This window comes from Microcystis aeruginosa NIES-843 (genome assembly GCF_000010625.1).
Taxonomy (GTDB): domain Bacteria; phylum Cyanobacteriota; class Cyanobacteriia; order Cyanobacteriales; family Microcystaceae; genus Microcystis; species Microcystis aeruginosa.
The window spans coordinates 287,159-308,343 of the sequence record NC_010296.1 but is presented as its reverse complement, the minus strand read 5'-3'; the positions used below and the strand labels follow the sequence as shown (position 1 = coordinate 308,343).

General features: G+C 39.8%; 14 protein-coding genes. 3 read left to right on the top strand and 11 right to left on the bottom strand.

The window, feature by feature from the left end; genetic code table 11:
- Positions 1–6: 6 nt before the first annotated feature.
- Positions 7–1,896, bottom strand: coding sequence for an ABC-F family ATP-binding cassette domain-containing protein (locus MAE_RS01560; protein WP_012264026.1), 1,890 nt, complete (start codon positions 1,894–1,896; stop codon positions 7–9).
- A 190-nt stretch (positions 1,897–2,086) separates the two neighbouring features.
- Positions 2,087–3,760, bottom strand: a complete 1,674-nt coding sequence (gene groL / locus MAE_RS01555) for a chaperonin GroEL (protein WP_002759846.1) — start codon at positions 3,758–3,760, stop codon at positions 2,087–2,089.
- A gap of 248 nt (positions 3,761–4,008) precedes the next feature.
- Between groL and MAE_RS01550 the strand changes: the two genes are divergently transcribed.
- Positions 4,009–5,787: a hypothetical protein gene (locus MAE_RS01550; RefSeq protein WP_012264025.1), complete on the top strand. Its 1,779-nt coding sequence runs from the start codon at positions 4,009–4,011 to the stop codon at positions 5,785–5,787.
- Positions 5,788–5,837: 50 nt separating this feature from the next.
- Here the strand turns inward: MAE_RS01550 and MAE_RS01545 are convergent, their stop codons facing one another.
- The 4 genes from MAE_RS01545 to MAE_RS01530 all read right to left on the bottom strand — a co-directional run bounded on the left by MAE_RS01545 (position 5,838) and on the right by MAE_RS01530 (position 13,216).
- The gene (locus tag MAE_RS01545) at positions 5,838–7,862 is read right to left on the bottom strand and encodes a potassium channel family protein (RefSeq protein WP_012264024.1); all 2,025 of its coding nucleotides are present in this window, start codon (positions 7,860–7,862) and stop codon (positions 5,838–5,840) included.
- 21 nt (positions 7,863–7,883) lie between these two features.
- Positions 7,884–8,723 (bottom strand): SWIM zinc finger family protein, encoded by an 840-nt coding sequence (locus MAE_RS01540; protein ID WP_012264023.1) that lies wholly within the window; start codon positions 8,721–8,723, stop codon positions 7,884–7,886.
- Positions 8,724–8,736: 13 nt separating this feature from the next.
- A complete protein-coding gene (locus MAE_RS01535; protein WP_012264022.1) occupies positions 8,737–11,859 on the bottom strand; it encodes a DEAD/DEAH box helicase in 3,123 nt (1,040 codons plus the stop codon).
- Between the two features lie 199 nt (positions 11,860–12,058).
- Positions 12,059–13,216, bottom strand: coding sequence for an RNA-guided endonuclease InsQ/TnpB family protein (locus MAE_RS01530; protein ID WP_050766261.1), 1,158 nt, complete (start codon positions 13,214–13,216; stop codon positions 12,059–12,061).
- A gap of 101 nt (positions 13,217–13,317) precedes the next feature.
- Here MAE_RS01530 and MAE_RS01525 point away from each other — a divergent pair, with 101 nt between their 5' ends.
- Positions 13,318–14,475 (top strand): IS630-like element ISMae23 family transposase, encoded by a 1,158-nt coding sequence (locus MAE_RS01525; RefSeq protein ID WP_012264020.1) that lies wholly within the window; start codon positions 13,318–13,320, stop codon positions 14,473–14,475.
- Between the two features lie 139 nt (positions 14,476–14,614).
- Positions 14,615–14,827 (top strand): transposase, encoded by a 213-nt coding sequence (locus MAE_RS35980; RefSeq protein ID WP_308417900.1) that lies wholly within the window; start codon positions 14,615–14,617, stop codon positions 14,825–14,827.
- Positions 14,828–15,419: 592 nt separating this feature from the next.
- Here MAE_RS35980 and MAE_RS01520 read toward each other — a convergent pair.
- The 5 genes from MAE_RS01520 to MAE_RS01500 all read right to left on the bottom strand — a co-directional run bounded on the left by MAE_RS01520 (position 15,420) and on the right by MAE_RS01500 (position 21,181).
- A complete protein-coding gene (locus MAE_RS01520; protein ID WP_002797711.1) occupies positions 15,420–16,397 on the bottom strand; it encodes a DUF3616 domain-containing protein in 978 nt (325 codons plus the stop codon).
- Positions 16,398–16,546: 149 nt separating this feature from the next.
- A complete protein-coding gene (locus MAE_RS01515; protein WP_002797709.1) occupies positions 16,547–17,548 on the bottom strand; it encodes a hypothetical protein in 1,002 nt (333 codons plus the stop codon).
- A gap of 58 nt (positions 17,549–17,606) precedes the next feature.
- Entirely contained in the window at positions 17,607–19,085 is a 1,479-nt protein-coding gene (locus MAE_RS01510) for a hypothetical protein (RefSeq protein ID WP_002797707.1), read from the bottom strand.
- A gap of 43 nt (positions 19,086–19,128) precedes the next feature.
- Positions 19,129–19,977 carry a DUF2272 domain-containing protein gene (locus MAE_RS01505; protein WP_002797706.1) on the bottom strand — a complete coding sequence of 283 codons (849 nt, stop codon included), beginning with the start codon at positions 19,975–19,977 and terminating at the stop codon, positions 19,129–19,131.
- Positions 19,978–20,020: 43 nt separating this feature from the next.
- A complete protein-coding gene (locus tag MAE_RS01500) occupies positions 20,021–21,181 on the bottom strand; it encodes a glycoside hydrolase family 75 protein (RefSeq protein WP_041803645.1) in 1,161 nt (386 codons plus the stop codon).
- Positions 21,182–21,185: the final 4 nt, after the last annotated feature.

Here is a 21,185-nt window from a genome sequence, read left to right as displayed (position 1 = left end):
ATTATCCTAGCCTAATTTTTCCGCTAATTCTAACCAGCGATCGGTTAAATTATCAATTTTTTGACTCAATTGAGCTAATTCTTCGGTCAGAGCGGTTATTTTAGTAAAATCTTCTAGGGGTTCTCCATAAAGTACCTGTTCAATTTCAGCTTTTTTTGCTTCTAAAATTGGTATTTGTTTTTCGATATCTTCGTATTCTTTTTTCTCTTTAAAAGAGATTTTCTTATTGACGGGTGACGGAGAAGCTTTAACAGTTTTTGGGGTGACTTTTTTTTCTTTTGGTTCCTCCTCCTCTTTTTTCTGATCGAGATAAAGGGAATAATTACCCGGATATTGACGGATATTACCCCCGGTTTCAAAGGAAAAAATAGTATCAACTACTCGATCGAGAAAATAGCGATCATGGGAAACGACAATCACACAACCGTTAAAGTCCTCTAAATATTCTTCTAAAATTGCTAAAGTCTGCACATCGAGATCATTGGTGGGTTCATCTAAGATTAAAACATTAGGCGCACTCATCAAAACTCGTAGTAAAAATAAGCGTCGTCTTTCTCCTCCAGAAAGTTTATAAATTGGTGCATACTGTTGATCGGGAGGAAAGAGAAATTTTTCTAACATCTGGGAAGCGGTGATCACGCTGCCGTCTAGGGTTTTGACTAATTCGGCCACACTTTTCAGATATTCGATCACTCTTTGATTTTCGTTGATATTGAGATCATCGGATTGTTGATCGAAGTAACCAATATGAATAGTGGAACCGATGTCAACCGTGCCTGAATCGGGGAGAGTTTTCCCGGTAATAATATCCATGAGAGTAGATTTTCCTACCCCGTTACTGCCAATAATACCGATGCGATCTTCGGGGGTAAAAATATAGGTAAAATCTTTAATTAAAGTATGATCGCCGTAAGCTTTCGAGATCTTTTCTACTTCGATAACTTTTTTGCCGATGCGTCTTCCTGCGGTGGCAATATCGACTTTTCCCTCCACCTGTTTAAATTCCTTAGTCCCCATTGCCTGAATGCGATCGATCCGCGCTTTTTGTTTGGTACTGCGCGCTTTTGGTCCCCGGGATAACCATTCTAATTCCCGTCGTAAAACTCCCGCGTGTTTGCGTTGACTACTGGCGATCGATTCTTCCGCTAAAGCTTTTTTTTCTAGATAATAGGCATAATTACCAGAATAAGTAGATAAATCTCCCCGATCGATTTCAATGATGCGATTAGTCACTCGATCGAGAAAATAGCGATCGTGAGTAATTAATAATAATCCTCCCCGAAAACGGGACAAATAACTCTGTAACCACTCCACGGAAAGCGCGTCTAAATGGTTTGTGGGTTCATCCATCAATAAACAGTCAGGATCGGCTAAAAGTGCGGTAGCGATGGCGATTCTTTTGCGATATCCCCCCGATAAATCTCCCACGCGAGCATTAAAATTATCGATACCCAGTTTACTTAAAATAACTTTAGCATTGGTTTCTAAATCCCAGGCGGCAAGTTTATCAATTTGTTGCGAAACCCTTGACAAACGTTCCATAATAGTATCCAGATTTTCTGGCTCATGGACAAGGCGATCGGACAATTCCTCGTATTCCTTAATTAAAGTCATACTTTCGCCACTATCGGCGAAAACCTGCTCTAAAACCGTTTTATCGTCGTCTAGATCGGGTTGCTGGGGTAAATAGACGATTTTCATCCCCGAATTGATTTGAATTTCGCCACCATCGATCGCTTCTAATCCGGCGATCATTTTCAATAGGGTCGATTTTCCCGATCCATTCGTACCGATCAGGCCGACTTTATCGCGATCATCGAGACTAAAACTCGCATCTTTGAGAATTTCCTTGATACCGAAGTCTTTTTTGAGCGATCGAACCGTCAGCAGTGTCATGATTTCTGGGAATAATCCTTCTTTTCTAGTGTAGTGTCTGGACTAATGCAAAGGATAGATTAAGCAGGTTCTGCTGAAAAAGTTTTTCCCGATGAAAAAAAACCTGTCCCTAATGCCGACGATAACGAGAAAAGGGACAGATTGGCTCAATGGAATGAGATTATTTTCAGGGGCCAGACGGCATCAGGAATTACATCATACCCATGCCGCCCATGCCGCCCATGCCACCCATGCCGCCCATGCCACCCATGCCGCCCATATCGGGGGCTGCGGCTTCTTTAACGGGTTTTTCGACCACGAGGGCTTCCGTAGTTAGGACCATACCGGCGATAGAAGCGGCGTTTTGAACGGCTGACCGTACCACTTTAGCCGGATCGATAATTCCGGCGGCGATTAAGTCTTCGTACTTGCCGGTGAGGACATTGTAACCGACGCTAAAAGCGGTTTCGCGCACACCTTCCACGATCACATCCCCTTCCACACCGGCGTTGTTGGCTAACTGACGCAGGGGGGCTTCTAGGGCTTTAGCGACGATATCGGCGGCGACTTTTTCCTCATCGTTAGTGAGAGAAGCTTTGAAAGCCTTCACCTTAGAAGCCAGATGAATCAAGGTTGTACCACCGCCCGGGACGATACCTTCTTCCACGGCGGCTTTGGTGGCATTGAGGGCATCTTCGATGCGGAGTTTGCGATCCTTGAGTTCGGTTTCTGTGGCTGCCCCGACCTTAATGACGGCCACACCGCCGGCTAATTTAGCGATGCGTTCCTGTAATTTTTCCTTATCGAATTCGGAATCGGTTTCTTCTAACTGTTTTTTCAGTTGGGCGAGACGTTTCTGCACATCGGCCTTATTGCGGCTGTCCCCGGAGGCGACAATAATTGTATTGTCTTTTTCTAGGGTGATTTTTGCCGCTTGCCCTAGCAGATCGAGGCTAACCGTGTCAAGACTCAAGCCCACTTCTTCGGAAATCAGACGACCACCGGTGAGGATGGCAATATCTTGTAAAACCGCCTTGCGACGTTCCCCGAAACTGGGGGCCTTGATGGCGACGACATTTAAGACCCCCCGGGCCTTGTTGACCACTAGAGTGGCTAAGGCTTCGCCGTCCACATCTTCGGCGATAATTAATAGGGGACGACCTTGACGAGCAACGGCTTCGAGGACGGGGACTAATTCAGCGATCGCACTGATTTTTTTATCGGTAATCAGGATCAGGGGGTTGTCGTACTCGACGATCTGTCTTTCCTGATCGGTGATGAAATAGGGAGAGATATAACCGCGATCGATCTGCATCCCTTCCACTACTTCTAATTCCGTGGTTAGGGATTTCGATTCTTCCACGGTGATTACGCCATCGGTGGTGACTTTTTCCATGGCGGTGGCGATCATTTGTCCCACTTCTTCATCGTTGCCGGAAGAAACGGTGGCCACTTGAGCGATCGCATCTCCAGCGATCGGTTTAGCGACGGCAGCGATTTCTTCCACCAGATAGGCGATGGTTTTGTCCAGTCCGCGTCTTAAGGCGACGGGATTGGCCCCGGCGGTAACGTTTTTCAGACCTTCTTTAATTAAAGCCTGGGCGATGATGGTGGCGGTAGTGGTGCCATCTCCCGCTAAATCTTTGGTTTTTGCCGCTACTTCCTGAATTAATCTCGCCCCGGTGTTTTCGAGGGGATCGGACAATTCGATTTCTTTGGCCACGGTGATGCCGTCATTAACGATCTGGGGGGCGCCGTATTTCTTTTCTAACAAGACATTGCGTCCTTTCGGACCGAGGGTGATTTTTACCGCATCGGCCAAGGCGTTGACACCTCTTTCTAGGGCGCGACGGGATTCATCTTTAAAGGCAATGATTTTGGACATGGTATCGCTGTTGTAATAGGACTCCTTATAGTTAATTTAGCACTCTTAGGGCTTGAGTGCTAATCCCGGTGTGCGGTTATTGAGGAGATCAGGGTGTTATCTCCCCACGGCAGACTGAATTGAGTTAAAAAAATAAAAATTTATCAAGATTTATGAATAATTGCAGAAAATCAATGATAACTATTGTAGCATTGGGGAGATAATCGAATTTTAGCCCATTTTCGCCTTTTTTTTAGGAGAAGACAACCATGATTAATCCAAATCCTGCTATCGAACAAAAAATTAATCAATTTATTCTAGAAACCCAAAATAAATTTAGTCAGGATAAATCAGCTACCCTTGCTAGTTACCAAACAGAAGCCAAAACAATCACTCAAGAGACTAATAATTTAAGAGATGAACTTATTCAAAAACTAGGTGAATTAACTTTTTCAGACCCTTTACCTAGCAGAGAAGAATTAGAAAAACAAATAATAGCTCATATAGATCAGCTTGTGGAGACAATCAACCTTTTATCTACGGGTAAAATTTCAGAAATTCCTCTTGATACTTTAAGCCAAGAAATTGATAGTTTGGTCGCAACAATTACGATTGTATTTGATGCTAATGCTAACGATGCAAACTTGCCAAAACTTAAGGAAAAGCTAACTGCTTGGCAAACAAAAGTTAAAGATACTTTGGTTAAATTTTCCACGACTGTGGAATTACAACAGAAAAATGAGTCTTTGATTGCTGAACTGAAGGATAAATTAGACAAATATAGTTCAATTCCTGAAGTAGATGAACCCTTTGAAAAGTTAGTCAAGGAATTTAAAGATAATTCTGCACAACTACAAGTACAAGAAGCAAGTGTTTTATTTCAAACTTTAGACGATTTAATCAATGAAATTAAAGCTAGAGATGAGGTGATTAAACTAAATCAAAGAATTGATACTTTGCTGGGAAAAACTAAAGAACAAGTAGCGGGATTCCCTCCAGAATTAGACCGGGAAGTACAGGGAGAATTAGCCAAATTAATTATAATACTAGGGATAGCGCAGGTGGAACTCATCAACAGTTCCAAAGCTTGGGATATCATGCAAGTAAAGTCGGTGGTAGATGCTGGAGAAATTGCGATTAAATCTTTAACAGGTCAACCTAATATTATTTTGGCACAAAAATTACGCTATGCTGCCGAAACAGGATTAAGAAAAACCCAGATGGGTTTTTGGAATGGTCTAGCCGAATTCAGAGGTAATCTTTTCCATTCTATCAAAATACCTACAAAAGTTTTAATTGGATTAGTGTTAGCTCTCCCTTTGAATTGGGGTATTATGAACTCCCCTCCAGTGAAGAATTTGCTTATGCCCTTACCTCCAATCTCAAATTCTAGTAACCAAAATACTGAGGACAAAGATGAAAATTTTAGACTCTTGATATTGATATTGATGACAGGGACTTTAGGGGGAGCAGTTAGTCTTCTAACTCGTTTGCAAGACTTTGATAATCCCAAAAATCAAAAATATGACGATGACTTCTTGCCATTGTCAATTGGTTTAACCAAACCCATTTTAGGGGGAAGTTTCGCTTTCTTTATTCTGCTAATTCTTAACTCTAGCATTTCTCCCTTACAAATTCGGACTGACAATGGAAATAAGGGGAATGACACCTATTTATATGGACTTTTGACAATGGCTTTTGTGGCTGGATTTAGCGAACGTCTTATTCCCGATTTAATTAATCAAGTAGAGAAAAAAGTAACTGTAGAGGCTAGTTCCACTGGACAGGGACTACCTCCAACGATTTTGATCGCTCCGTCTAGCGCAGCTTTAGCATTAAATGGAATCCAGGAATTTAGCATTAATCCCGTTGGTAACTACACCATCACAATCTCACCGCCAGAAAGCGGTAAAATTGATAAAAATACCACTGATGCCAAATTTACCTACACTGCACCCCCACAAGGAAATGCTGGGGATACAATTACTATTACTGCCACTTCTGATTCTGGACAAACTGCCAAGGCTACGGTCACTTTAACTGCATAAAAAAAGACCGAGAGAGCCTTCTAGTTTGACAAAAAAAGTATAACTCCCATTTACCCCGATTTCGGGTTAATGGGAATAGCCAAGGCTTGAACTTGAATTTTTTTTAACTCGGAAACTAATCGAATCGCCTGCTGTTCGTAGAGGGGGGCGCCGAGAGTCGCTGGCAAATTTTCCATGAGATCGCTGGCGGTTTTCAGGGGACAATTAGAAAAACGACTGATCACGGTGGGTGCTTCCGCGGCAATATTGCGGTTAAAGGCTTTTTCCACCCGCACGCGCCAAGTTTTGGGAGTGCGACGACCCTGCTCCACCCGTCGCAGTCCGTTGATGGTGGCCAGCACCACAATGCGATCGCCGATGCGTAAATTGAGATAATCTTCGGGCATTAATTTCGGGGCTTGCCGTTCTCGTTGGTGTAGGATCGGCACGACTCGATAACCGTAGGCAATATCCCCGATCGAGCTACCATTGAGAGTATCTCCGGCTTCGATCTCGTATTCTGTCACCAGAATCGTTTTTTGCGCCCAACGGAACAGATAGATAATATTTTCTCCGAAAGCCGCTCCCGTAAAGGCTTCTGCCGCTACGGTGTTGGTTCCTAAAATGTGAGATCGGGGCAGAATTTGACTTAATTGTTGACTAAGGTTGTCGTCGGTGGTGCGGATGACTAAGTAGCTTTGGGGGTTGAGTTTGCGGGTGGTTAGGGCCACTTCTAAATTGAGGATTTCGTCATCGGTAACGATGGCTATACTTTTGGCCCTATCTAAATTGACATTTTTTAAAGATTCTTCGATATTTCCCGTCATCAGGGGCATTTTTGGCAGCATAGTCCCATCAAAATCCCTATTTAAGCTCACCCCGACGATCGCCTGTTGCATTTCTAGTAATAAATTAGCCACTTCTCTGCCGACTCGACCTAAGCCAACAATAACGATATGATTCTGTTGGGGAACTGGGGGACGGTTAGGGATAAATTGAAATCTTGATGATAATAAAGTTTCTGTCAAAATGGCATAGAGAACCCCGATAAAAGCGGTTCCAGCTAAGGTTAAAAAGAGACTAAATAGCTGCATCCACCAGGGAACCGCATTTAAATCTTCGGGGTTAGAGCCACCGAAAACATCGCCGTAACCACCTAATAAAAGGATCGCTGTTCCTGAAAGAGAGGAAATAAAGGAAGCTCTCGGGGCGTAGAGATGGAAAAGAAAAGTCCCGATAATTACTAGGAGGATAATGATAAATACTGACAGGAAAGCCACCCGATGAATTTGCTGCTGAAAACTCAATTGCCAGAATTGTTGGATTTCTTTGAGGAATTTCTGCCAAAAATCCCGCAACTTCTGGGGAGAATTTGACGGTTTCTGGCGGGTAGAATCGATGTTTTGATAGGTAGTCTCTATAGTGGTAATGGTATCACCAGCCCTGATAGTGGTGGTGGGAGACCATTGATAAAATCCGGCCCTTAAAGGTTCATCGGGGGCTGTGTGTGCTAACAGACGACGGGTGGGAGTATTTAAATCACCTAAAAAGCGATCGAGTAAACCATCTTCGGGGCTAATTTGTCTCTGGATAATCCGCAATTTCTGACCGTCGAGATGCAAAAAACCGAGGGTTTCTGTGCCTAATGTGGCTAAAGCAAAGGCATTGGCGGGTAGTTGGGTGGGTTCATAGGCGATAAAATTGCCTAAACGTTCCTTGAGTAGCTGATTGAGATTATCTTTAGAAGAACGCACCACTAAGCGGGTAAGGGGATTTAATTGCCGAATAATTAGGGCAGTGGTGGCATTAATTCGCTCATCACTGGTGACAATTAAAGCGGCCCGACAGCGATCGATTCCCGCTCTTGCTAAAATGTTTTTTTGACGACAATCACCGATAATTATTTCCTCTAATAAATCGGGAAAATCATTAATTTCCCAACTGGGAGGCTGTATTAGTTCGATACCGACGACGCTAACCCCAAACTCTTTTAAAGACTTGACGCAGTGTTGTCCGAGACTACCCAATCCACAAACTAAAAAGCGATCGGCTGACTTGACATTACCATGGACAAAGCTGAGAGATTCTTGGTTCATAGATTCTGCTTGTCTTAAAAATTATAACATACCTGCATTTTTATTGCGTACCCGTTGATACATTTCTTCCATTACCTCGATAAAGGAAGTATCCTTATCCCAAAATGCAGGATAATCACCAGCTTTTTTAATGACAATTGCGGGAATAGTTGCGGATTTAACTAACTGAGGATTTTCGGGTAAACGGTGATGAGAGTGCCAAAATTCTTTGAGATCAATTGTTTCTGCTGCCAGTATGGTTTCGGGTTTAGTGTGATAGGAGGTAACGGGGTTAAGAGGAATTTTTTCCTCTTGGATGGAGGAGGAAAGCAGCTTACCGAGGGGAGTTTTTGCTAACTCTTGCAGTAATTTTTGACGAGAGATACCCCGTAATTCAAATAAGAGGAAAGGATCCTGATCTAATTGGGAGGCAACCAGATAATAAACTCCAGCAATATGTTTACAGGGATTTTCCCAATCGGGACAGGAACAATTGGTGATAAAATCCTTTTGATTGTGGGGTAATAAGTGCAGATTCAGATCGCTAAATGCTTCATCAATATTATCGGGAACTTCTTTGAGCAGCAGTTTAGAGATCATACTCGCTCTTGAACCAAGATTATATAAAGCTTGTGACCACTCTGCTTTAGTAATTGGTTTAATCTCGATACTCACCTTATACAAAGGTTCTTTGTAAACCCCAAAGTAGGGATTAATGGAACCTCGCACCTGAGCAGTAATTAAATTACCGTCAATTGTATAATTCTTGACTTTATCATTTTTGGCGTAGGAACGTCCTCGACTCAAGCGCGCTGAGTCGGTAAATTCCTCTAATGCTTCTATAAAGCGTTGTCCCCACCAAGTTTTACTAAATTTATTCATAGGTTTACCTCGGTTAAATAATTGTCTGTTTATTCAATGCGATTAACTGACGAAAACTTTCGTTATCTAATTCCGTTAACCAGGATTCATCATTACTAACAATAGCATTAGCTACCTTTTTCTTTTCCTCGATCATTTCATCAATTCTTTCCTCTAAGGTTCCCAATGTGACAAATTTATGCACGAAAACATTTTTTTGTTGACCAATTCTAAAAGCGCGATCGGTTGCTTGATTTTCCACCGCAGGATTCCACCAACGATCGAAATGAAAAACATGATTTGCTTTGGTTAAAGTAATGCCAACTCCCCCAGCTTTTAAGGATAAAATAAATACGGAAGGTTCTGTTTCGGGATGTTGAAATTCTTCGATCATTTGTTCTCGTTTTGGTTGAGAAGTCCCTCCGTGAAGATAATAGGTATTGTAGCGAAAAGTTTGTTTGAGGTACTTTTGTAAGGAGTCACCGATTTCAGTAAATTGAGTGAAAATAAGCAAACTATCTCCCTCTAAAATTACTTCTTCTAGCATTTCTCCCAAACGCTCTAACTTATGCGATCGCTCAGGAGTAAAAGCACTGTTATCCTGTAAAAATTGACGCGGGTGATTACAAATTTGTTTCAAGCGCATCAGGGTAGATAAAATTAATCCTTTGCGTTTTATTCCCTCCGCTTCTTCTAATTGTTTTTCCACTTCTTTGATGACAACTTCGTAGAGAGAAGCTTGTTCTTTAGTTAAATTACAATACTGTTTGTTTTCCACTTTGTCAGGTAAATCTTTAATTATCTGCTTATCGGTTTTTACCCGACGCAGAATAAAAGGTTCCACTAATTTTTTGAGAACCGTGGACTGGAGACGATCATTTTGTTTTTGGATTGGCACTTCAAACGCTTTACGAAATTGAGTTTCTTTACCTAAATAACCAGGGTTAAGGAAGTTAAAAATTGACCATAAATCAAGCAGTCTATTTTCTACTGGAGTTCCCGTTAATGCGAGACGATGTTGTGCAGATAAACTCAAGATTGCTTTAGTTTGTGCTGCTTTAGGATTTTTGATATTTTGTGCTTCATCAATTACCAAACGTTGCCAAGATTGCGAGTTAAATAATTTCAAATCCTTGCGAACTAAGGTAAAGGAAGTAATGACGATATCCTTTTGACTAGCTACTGTCTGAAATTCGCTCTCATCTTGATAGCGCTTACTACCATGATGAATTAAAACCTGAAGATGGGGGGCAAATTTTTCAATTTCTTTTGCCCAATTTCCCACCACGGAAGTGGGTGCAACTAGCAGAGTTGGTAAAACATTATTATCTCCCTCTCTTTCCCCAACCAATCTAGCAATTACCTGTAGGGTTTTTCCTAATCCCATATCGTCAGCAAGACAACCATTTAAACCCAATTGTTCCAGGTATTGAATCCAGGCAACTCCACGCTTTTGGTACTCCCGCAGCGTTCCTTGTAATTGGGGAGGATTTTCGATCGGTTCTAGTTGACTAGGATTTTGTAATTTCTCTAGCATAGAACCCAAAAATTCATCGGTTTCAACAATAATCTCCTCTGGGGATTCGGCAGCTTTTTTCATTAATTCAATCAGATTCATCTCAGGATTTTCCTGCTGATATTTCTCCCAAAAATCCAGCATTTGCTGCATTTTATTTTGTTCTAATTCTACCCATTGACCTCGAAATTTAACTAGGGGTGTTTTGGTGTTAATTAATTGTTGCCATTCCTCTTGGGTAATAGTTTCTTCACCGATGGCTAGTTCATATTGATATTCAATGATGTTTTCGAGGCTAAAAATCCCTTTACTAACGGGGGTAGATTTGCCCGATTTAGAAGTAGTTTTTAGCCGAACTTTGGCGCGCTGACGACCTTGGGGAGTCCACCAAGCGGGAATAATCACTTTATATCCCGCATCTTCTAAAACCCAAGCAGTTTCTTTCAAGAAAGTAAAAGCTTCTGTAAGGTTGAGAGAAAATCCCGTCGGTTTATCCGTTTCTAATCCTTGCCAAATGGGGGGATAAATACGGGCAGCATAACCCAAACTTAGTAAAATATTTTTGTCTAAATCTTGACCAAAATGCGCTCGTATGCTTGTTCTATTTTCGGGTACTGCATACCAATATTCGTCTAATTCTAATCGCAGGGAGGGGTCTTGTTTAGAGATGAGGATAAAAGTAATTTGCCACTGTTCAATATTATTTTCTGGTGCTTCCGTTAGTTTAAAACCAAGGCTAAAACTAGATATATTTTGGTCTCCTAGTAATTGCTGTCTCCAAGTTTGCCACTGTTGATATTTTTCTAAGGCAGCGGCAGTTTGCAGAAATCCAGCAGCTTTAGTCACAGAGAGGCAGTCACCTATAATTGTCTCGCCAATTTTTTTGTCAAAACTGGCAGGAATTGCCGTATTAGTGACAATTTCATTGAGGAGACATTCGGAGAAGTGCCGCAGTAGGGTTTTGGGATCGTATAATTGTGGTGAAGCATGGGGATTTTCAGCACCAGCAAGACAAATGCGGGGAAGATATTCGAGATAGCGATCGAGATTGGGTTCGTAGGTTGCTGATATAATTTCCCAAAGAGGATAGATGGCAAAGTTAGCGTTTTTCTTGTTCTTTGTGGCTAATTCTCGATATTTAAAAGCAGGAATATAGTTATCTTTGAGAATTATTTCTTTAAAAGCTTGACTGTAGTGATACCAAAAAAGTAAATCTGCACCTAACTGAATCTCTGAGGAGTTGTAAAGACAGATAAAGTGCAGATCATTGAGCAGTTTAAGTACAGGATTAAGGGGATAACAATCAATGTGCCAAGATTGCCATTGGCTATTTTCTGGGGGTTCTTTTTCTAGATAACGCAGTAATTCTAAGGAGGGTAAAGGTTGATTGTCGTGACTAGGTAAAAGAAAGTAGCGGGGGGCAAATTGCCGACTAAGAGGATTATAATTCGATTGAACTATTCCTAACTCTCCAGTGAGAAAGCTAGTTAATTCTTCTTTGCTTAACTGAAAAGGATGATAATTATCAGCAGTGGTGCGACTCTTTTTCGGGGTGCTAGTTTCTCCCCAAAGATAAAAGCTACCCTTCTGAATAAATTCATCCGTTGATTGGGGAATCCAAGTACCGTGAAGAATTTTCATGGTTTTTAATGAGTACAAAAGAACTTGAATGAGGGCAATACTTAGCCTCTAGAAAAATTGTAGCGATTATGGGAGGATTCTCCACACTTTTTTGTCCCTTTGCGAACCCAGAAGTCCTCTGGATAAGAGAAAAAGGTTATTGACTCTCCCCCGCTAACCGCTCGCGCGGTGTAGCGGGGGATTCTCGGTTCTTAGGCTTTTAACTAGATCGACCTGGTTTAACCCGGTCGATCCCCGTCAAATCGCCTCCGCGAGCGTTTTCCAACACGGTCAGCCCGACCGCGTTTTTTCCTCGGTTCTCAATTACCTTTGCTGATGCCGTATCTCTTGGTTCGATGTGACCGCAAGAATCACACCGGTGAACTCTTTCCGATAACGCTTTTTTGCCAGTAATCGCGCCACAATTCGGACACTCTTGCGAAGTTCCGTTTTTATCGACCTTAAGATAATATTTTCCCCGTTTCCAAGCGACAAACGGTAATATCTCGTTAATAAAACTACCGATACCCGAATCTAGAGATTGTTTTCTAACGATCCCTCTAGACCACGAAACGAAGTTAATATCTTCAACGAAAATATTATCAGCGAGATCGCAAAGGTAATGACTTAATTTAAAGTGCCAATCTCTACGAGTATTAGACACTTTTTCGTGTAATCTCGATATCTTCTCTTGGAGTTTTAACCAATTGCTAGAGCCTTTAGTTTTCCGTTTCAAGCGTCTTTGTAGCAATTTAAGCTTACTCTGTACTTTCAACAAAAATCGAGGGGCTTTGATTAAATCTCCCCGTGAAGTAGCGACAAAACTTTCAATCCCCGCGTCGATTCCTAAACAGGTCTTCCCAACTGTCATATCGGGAACTAATTCCGTAGATTGGAAGGAAACCGAAACGTAAAATCCCGACGCTTTGCGGATAATTCGAGCTTGTTTAGGCTCAAACCCAGACGGGTACTCCCTAGATTTCCTAATCCGAATTTTTCCCAATTGTGGAAAATTCAAACATCCATCCCCTAGAAAGTTTTTTGACAGCGCAGGAAAAACCAAACTCCGCATCTTTTTCTTAAATCTAGGAAAGCCGAAGCCTTTCGATTTTATCTGGTCAAAAGCTTTATCTACAGTTTTTAAGACTTGCTGTAAAACTTGAGCGTTAACCGTCTTTAATATCGGGTAAACTTTTTTAGCTTCCGTTAGATTTTTAGCTTGAACGAAGTAATTTGGATAGGGTTCATCCGCAGGAATTATGTACTCGGAAACTAACGAACAACGATCCGCAAGACACTTTCGAGAGTTTAACCAATCTTTCCGTTCCGAGAGCGCGTAATTATAAACGCTTTTGCAAACATCAAGAATGTGGATTATCTCCCGTTCCTGTCGCCTGTTTACCTTTAGTTTGTACTGGTAAGCTAAAACGCACTTAAACCACCTAAAATAGAAATAGTAACTTGAGAAAAATCCTACTTATGCCAGCCAAAGATTTCCTAGACTTAGAAGAAAAGAAAAACTTACAAAAAGCTCTTAAAGAAGAAGAAAGAGCAGAGGTTAGGGAAAGAATTTTAATGTTTCTCTTGCTAAACGACGGAAAAACTCAACGAGAAATAGCTGAGTTTATTGGCTGTTCACTCAAAACAGTCGCCCCTTGGTGTGTTCATGGCGATCCTAACAATATAGAAAGTCTAGAAGATGGTAGAAAAAATGGAAATCATAAAAAAGCCACAGAGGAATATATTAATTTACTATTGAAAATAGTTGATGAAGACCCGAAGGAATTGGGATATGAATTCGGGAGATGGACAGCGGCAAGATTAGCAGAGCATCTAGAAAAGGAAACAGGAATTAAACTGAGTGGCTCGCAAGTGAGAAGAATATTGAGAAGAAAAAAGTATGTGTATATCTGGGCAAAATATAGTCTAGAAGATAAGCAAGACAAGAAATTAAGAAAAGCATTTAAAGAAAAATTAGATGAATATTTAAAGTTAGCGAAAGAAAAGCCAGAGTCAATCCAGGTATGGTTTTGGGACGGGGCTTTCAAGGTGGCGACGCAGGTTCGCCACACAGCCCCTCATGAGTGTGGATTTAGTTTGAGAGTAATAAGAAGGAGAGCTTGGACAAAAAAAGGAAAGCGAAAAAAAGTGAATGGGCAAAGAAAAAGAGGAAGGGTGAATGTGATGGGAGCCTTAAGATATAATGATAAAAAAAGAGTCTGTTTTATGATCAAAAAAGGAAATTCAGAAACTTTCCATGAACAATTAAAGAAACTTCATGAAGAGATTCGTCAAGAATGGATAAACTTGGGAAATCTGCCCGAAGATTTTCGAGAAAAGGGGCCGAAGATTATCATTATATTAGACAATGCTAGTTATCACAAAAAGAAAGATGTTATTGAGCAGGTGGAAAAAGAGTTGCCCAATATTAGGCTAGAGTTTTTACCAGCTTATAGTCCAGATTACAACCTAATAGAATTAGTGTGGCATTCCGCTAAAGAATACATAGCTAATCGAGAATTTGAAAATAAAGAAGAACTGGAAAAAGTAGTCAATCAGCTTTTAAATGAAGGGGGATTGATTATTAAATGGAGTAGAAAACTTAAAAATAAGGGTAATGCTGTCAATGTAACTTAAATGCGTAAAAGCTTAGGTAAGCGTTATCACTGTCGTTCGTTTCGTGATGTACAATTAGATTATAACACTTACCGCCTAATATGTCAACCGATTACAATCATGAATTTTGCTCTGTTTATAGACTTACCGCTCACGTCATATTCGTCATCAAATACCGACCATTGCTATTAACAATGAAATCTTAGCCCGACTTCAAGAAATCTTTGTATCAACGCTGACGAAATGGGAAAGCGTGTTGCTTGATTTCAACGGTGAATCGGATTACGTTCACCTGATTATCGATGACAAGCCTGACATCGCTTTATCCAAATTAATCGCTAACCTTAAAACAGTTAGTAGTCCCATTAATTAGAAAGGAATTTCTGGATTTGGCGGCCAAGTATTTCGACAATAAACCTTATTTTTGGACGGGAGCTTATTTCGTGGCTAGTTGTGGCGGAGTTAAGTACCTAAGCAAAATTAATTACACATTTCGATCAAGCTTTTGCCTTTTGCCTCTTGCCTTTTGCCTATCCTAACCAAGAAATTAATTTTGCACGACTACTTACTGTCGAACAACTAAAAAAATACGTCGAGAACCAAAACTCCCCAAAAGTGGAAACGCTACCGCGTTAGTTTCATTCCGGTGGCGATTTATCTCCCGTTAACCGCTACGCGGTTTAACGGGAGTCCTCTCGCTCCATTGAGATAGAGCTTCTAGGATAAAAAACCATTGAAAAGACGTGATCAACGGTTTTTTTGAGCTTAAAGCTTATCCCTATATGGGTTTAAAGCTATTTTTGTTCTAGGTTTTGTTGAGGTTCCACTAAGAGGGATGTCTAATTATATCAATTCTCCAAAATCCGGCTACAAGAGTTCGATCCCCCTACCTTCGGCATCTCCCTTAAAAATGGGAACTTAAATTCGATAATTCGATCTGTAGTTTTTATGGGTGAGAATTGGTATTAATTAACTTTTACCCAAATACTGCGGAAATATTTTTCGGGATTATTTTTATCGGTATTTTTACAGGGAGTATTACCAACTCGCTCGATTGTACCATCATCGCTTAAAATCTGAAAGCGATCTGGGAAATGGGGATAAAACAACAAAGCTTCTGGACGAAAACCGTCAGGGAATTGCAGTGATTCTATCTTTTCCGGTGCATCTTCTTTTTTTCCTGACCAAGTATAGAAAACAAATTGATCGCCTCCATGAAATTCTCCAGCAATAATTAAATATACTTCTAAAGCAGGCCAAAATTCAATGCTACGAATTCCTAATCCTCCCAAATCTAACAGGATAGGATCACCAAAATCAGCCCGAGCATTGCTGGAATTATTAACTAAACTGTAAGGATTTTTTAGAGTTAATAAAAGAGCTTTATTACTTGGTATGGGATTACGAAAACCGATTAAGATATTTCCGTCTTGAGTTGCCGTTAAACCTTCAATATTTAATCCTCCTTCAGCTTTAGGAGCTTTGGTTTCTGCCGTTTTGAAATCAAATATTTCAGCCAATTGAGAGTCTTCGATAATATCGCGCAAGACTAACTGAGTATAAGACTCACCCACTTGAACTATACTAGAGCCGTCATCGGTAATTTTACTGGCAAAAAATTGATGACGAGGGAGTTTTTGTTCGGCATTTTTATTGCGGCCATGGGAAGTAATCCAATAGATTATGTCATTTAGCACAGTTACCCCCTCCAAGTCGATTTCTTTATTTTTAAGATTGTTCTTCACCCAACTATTAATGTCAATTGTTTTCAGGGCTTTTCCCGACTCTTGAGAGGAATAAATCCAGAGAAAATTACCTAATTTTGGATCCGCCTCATCATTACCAACAACAAATTTATTTTCTCCTAAAGCAGTGGCTGCAGAAGCATCACAAATTCCTTGATGTTTGATCTCTTGGATAATAGAAAAGTTGAGAGGTTGCATGATTGTATTCTCCTTGTTAACCAGAAAAGTGAGGATTAAGAAAATTATAGGCAATAAAAGAGAAAAAGACAAGAAATGACTAGAAATAATCTGAGAAAGGACTGGTTTGAGGATTGATGGAAAATCGTTAAAGTGACAGCAATAATTATTTATTTCTGAGTATTAGGAAATATGGGTTTGCCAGTATTACGCACATTGATAAGCTTCCCTAAAATATCAAACCAAAAAGGTGCGCCCATCGCCACGGCTACTCCTGTCATTAACCAGCCAAAGATAGCTTGTAACAAGCCATTTTGTTCTTTTATTTGTTCACCATTAAACCATCCTTTTTCATCCCAACCAAGCGGCAAAGGTTGATTAATTTTTTCTAAGTCCTTGACACTGGCTTGTAATTTTTCTGTACATTCAGCGACTTTGTTAGGATCATCTTTAGCGTCTTTAAAACAAGATTCATTAGTCTGAAAAACTTCTGTCGCTACCTGATTAATTCCCTGTCTTAAATTGGAATTTTTGGATAGTTGCTCAATGACATAAAAACTATCAATATTGAGCAAGGCAGCCGCTAAAAAACCAAAAGCAAAAGATACACCCTTGGCATTTCTTTTATATACCCCCGATGTTCGCTCCATAATTTGAGTAAAAGTGTTGGCTATTTCATCAACAAAATTCTCCAGAGTTGGATTGTCATATTTGAGTTTGGTGCTGTAACCTATTTGTATCAATCTGTCAATAGCCGTTTTGTCTATTTTAGAAAAATCAGAAATACTAGCTAATTTCTTAAAGATTCCTGTTTTTTGTTGATCAAGATTATTTCCTAAGAAATCCGCTTTTAATAATTTTTCATTATCTGAAAGTTGACTATTAACTAGACTAATTAGAGACTCTGCCAAAACTTTTGGTTCAACATAGGAAGGACCAACTGACTTCCCAAAATTAGTGTATTGATTGAAACTTGATAATAACGATCCATTATTGTACAAAGATTCCACCGTATTTTTCCCCAAGAATATTTCCAGAGCTTTTTTTAAATTTCTAGCCCGAAATTCTAATAAGGCGGCCAATTGTTCCTGTAATTCGGAGATAATAAGGCTGGAAGCTAAGTAGATAAAAATTAGAGCAACAATAATTTCGAGAAGGGTTCCTAGGTTCATTTTTAAGACCTCACTATTGATTTTACAAGTTTTTGTTTTTAGTTATGACCAAAGTAGATTAAGGCAATTCCTCGGTTAAAATGCGGCGGACAATTTCGGTGACAGCGGCGGCTAAATTGGTATCTCTCCCATCAAAATCAGAAGAAACTGGACTCAGACAACGTAAAGATAAGGCGAAAGTTCTTAATTTTGCAGGAGTAAAACGTCGATCAACAAATTTAACAAATACGGTATAAGTCATTGACCCAGAAGTAGCAGATATGTTTCCCCAACCTACTTTTGAAATAATCACAGGTTCACTGATAATATTCATAACTCCCAAGGTTTCAAAAGCTACATCTACATATCGTGCTGTATCATGACCCATTGCCCGAACTATGCTTTCTAAACTTTTCCATTGGGCTGAGGGAAGTTTAGCATTATTGGGTAAATGTAAATGCCATCCTAACATTGAAATTAGGCGTACCAGATCGTAGGCTGACAGGGAATTAGTTGAAGTAGCCGCACCAACATCCCCTGAAGATAAGACAATATTTCCTGTCGTTGTATCTTTAATTCTTGCTGGAAAAATTAAGGAATCTTCTCCATAGGAACCCGTAAAATTTAGACTAACACTTCCTGTTTGTGTTTCAATCCAATTACTTAAAACTTCTCTTTTACTAAAGCTTTTAAATAAAGCCCCAATACGATTAGAAGATAGTCCCTGATAACTCACCATATCTCTTACTAAATCATTAAATCGGTGAGAAGCAATCACACAATCATCAATATCTGTATTAATTGAGTTTTGATTAATTTGACAAACTGTATTTAAAACGCCAATAAATTTAGTGGTACTCCACCATAAAGTAACAGGTGTTAGGGCATCTTTTCCTAACCATCTGGCTTTAATCGGGCTATTACTATCTTTAAAACTTCCGATACAAAGACAAGCATGAGAGATATTACTAGGAAGAAAACTTAAACCATTATTGTCAATATTTGGCTGACTTCCGCAATTAGGATAGTCGTTAAAGTTAACCGTTCTACCATCAGAAAGTACCAAAGTATCACCAGAGGAAATTAGAGAGGTTCCGTCGGGTTTCTGGGTTAAGAAATTGGGATAATTAATGATAAATGGTTTGAAAGGAGATTGCTCAATACTTCGAGATACAAAAGCAGAAGGAGGGGTGTTTTTATTAATAATTGGTGATCTGGTTTGAATTTGTTGAAGACGGGTAAGAATTGAATTTTGAGTAGCTGCTTTAAGAACCGAGTCAACTTGCTTGGTTGTTAGCAATTTTTGGGCAATCTCTTTATTGATAGCTAGGGTATCCGAGGGAATGGGAAGACTCCCAATTTTTTTACAAAAATCAATTAATCCAGTCCAAGAAAAACTACTGGATTCTCCTAAATCTCCATCAATCCAACCGCCGCCGGGGTAAAATCCTAGGTTAGCGAGTTTGGTTTGAATTTCTATTACTAACCCTTTGTCCGTTTTTAGTTGGGAACGGGTTAGGGTTTTACTTTCGTTGATAATATCTTGTAAGGTAGCCATAACTTTGTCCTTGAAAGTTAAAGTAAATAACGAAAGAAACAAATTAGAGAAGGTTTTTAATCACTACAAACCAAGGTCGTTTTGTAGCTGGATTCCCGTTAACCAGAATTTTTCCATTAGGAATTACTTTTCCTTCTGCATTCAATTCAATAGTTGTCTTACTCACAGAATCTTCAACATTGCCCCCAATCATATCAATTTCATTCGTTCTTTTTGCCACCACTAAATCGCAGTGAGAAGCATAAGGTGGGGATGTGTCATATTTAACAAAATCTACTGAACTTGCCCTTGGCGCACAAACTAAGTCCCCTACTTCTGGCGTGATTTCATCAACTTTAAAAGCAATAAATGGGGCATCAAACACTCGATTTTTACGTTTTTGAACGGCATCGTGAATATAAACTGAATGACTCGCATCACGCTTAAATTTGTCTGCTGCACCTGCCTTTGTCATGATCCAAGAAATAAAGGCAGCTGACCAAGGATTTCTTATACCGTCTCCTACTTCATCGGGAGTATCAATATGGTGTATATTAAGAGCTTCTTTCCAATATTTAACCACTCTTTGCCAAAAGCCATCTTCTCGTTCTTTTTTAGTTCCTTTTTCAAAAAATTCCCATTCTTCAGTAGCTGTCTCTACTAAAGTTTTCTTGAAGTTAGGATCAGAAAATATTTCGACATGGGAGATAAAAGCAAACCAAGTGACAAGACCATTTTGGGGAGTGACTAATTGAATTTCCCAATGATTATTAGGTGCAGAACGATATTGCAAGATTTCTAAAGTAGCATCTTCAGGTAAAGTAATTTTCTGGGAATCACTTAAGCCAATGCTATCTTGAGGTAAAGACTTAATAACGGTGTTGGTTAATGCTTTGAGAGTTTTGTTAGCCATGGGTTTAATTCTCCTGAAAGTCAATACAAAAGAACAGAATGAACTATTGAATGGTAATCGTAAAATTCAGAGGTTTAAGCGGTTTATCTGTAGCATTGAAAGGTTGAATAGTCACAGGTCTATCGATCCCTTTTGTGTTAAAAACTTGCTCAAAAGTCCAGTTTTTTTTAATATTTTTGAGGTCGGCAATTTCAAAGAGACCTCCAAGACCGATACTGACTTTAATTCGGGAAACTTCTGGGTTAGCAGTACCAGAAAATGTCACGGCAGTATTAACAGCAAAACTTTGTCCTGATTGAGGTTGATTGAGTTGAATCACCCCTTGACGATTATCCTTGAGGTTTTCAAAGCGTTTTAAAGCTTCTGTATTGATTTTGTTCGTGGCATTCGCAGGACTCAAATTCGGAATTTTAGAGTTGGGAAAGATAAAAAAGAGAACTTTATCTTCCACACTAACATTCTTGTATTCAGTACAATGAACATCACTTGTCCATCGCTTATCAGTGCGAGTTTTTCCGTCCGTTCTTCGTTTACCCGGTTTACATTTATCTTCACCAATCAATTGATGAAGTAAGGATGAACCTTCGCCTAATTTATTATAAGGGCCGCTATCAGCGACGAATACAGGAACCACCTTATTTTTGTAAACAACTACTCCTAAATCTCCTAACTTAACCCCTGTTTTCTTTTCAAATAATTGATTTCCACCGGGATCATTACTTTTTTGAAAATTAGATACTGGATTGACGATATAAGCAAAGTTATCAGGATCAACAAATTTATTAGGTTCTTGGGTTTCCGTTGGCCAAGAAAAAGATGTTGGGCATTGAGAAGTCGGCGCGCCTTGTCCTTTACACGCTAACCATGAGCCATCGATATCTAAACTCAATTTCGATTCGATAAAAATTGTTCCGTCTGATAATTTTAACAAGGCTTTAACATTATTAGGATCGTTCTTACATCTTCTAATAATTGGTAGAGAAAATCCTCTAAAAGTATCTTTTTGATCGCAGTTTTCAAATTCTTTGCGATAGGCTTCATCAACCGGAACAGCTTGATTGAATGGAATATCTCGTAAAACACTCGCCGACTGAGCAGGAGGGGTGTAGCTAACTTGTGCGAATGCTGGAGAGAGAAAACTACTCATTAGAATTAGATAAATTACTGCAATAGTTAGTAATAATTGTCTCAAATATTTGTTCATAATT